The organism is Siccirubricoccus soli (assembly GCF_024178315.1).
Classification (GTDB): domain Bacteria; phylum Pseudomonadota; class Alphaproteobacteria; order Acetobacterales; family Acetobacteraceae; genus Siccirubricoccus; species Siccirubricoccus soli.
In genome coordinates, this window is record NZ_JAMZIK010000210.1 from 1 (window position 1) to 483 (window position 483).

General features: G+C 76.6%; 1 protein-coding gene. It reads left to right on the top strand.

All coding sequences use genetic code 11. The features are described 5' to 3' along the window. Positions 1-483: AMP-binding protein (locus NJ376_RS26150; protein WP_252956305.1), on the top strand; the 483-nt coding region annotated here is incomplete at both ends.

Genomic DNA, 483 nt, shown 5'->3' on the forward strand with positions numbered 1-483 from the left:
CGCGCGGAGCTGGAAGCGCGCGTCGCCGCCCTGGCCGGGGCGCTGGCGGAGCGCGGCCTGGGCGAGGGCGACATCGTCGTCGCCATCGCCCGCAACACGGCGGAGGCGGCGATCGCGGCGCTGGCGGTCACCGCCCTCGGCGCCAGCTTTGCCTCGGCCTCGCCGGAGCTGAGCGCGGAGATGATCCTGGCGCGCTTCGCGCCGCTGCAGCCGCGCCTGCTGGTCGCCCATGCCGCGCCGCAGCCGCATGACGTGCTGACGCCGCTGGCCGAGCGGGTGGCGCAGGTGGCCGCCGGCCTGCCCTCGCTGCGGGGCCTGCTGCTGCTGGATGCGGGCGAGCCGGAGGCCAGGGGGCTGCCGCTGCTCCGCCTCGCGGAGCTGCCGGCGGAGCCGGCGCGGCAGAGATCATGGCCGCGCCTGCCCTTCAACCACCCGCTCTTCATCATGTTCTCCTCCGGCACCACCGGCGCGCCGAAATGCATC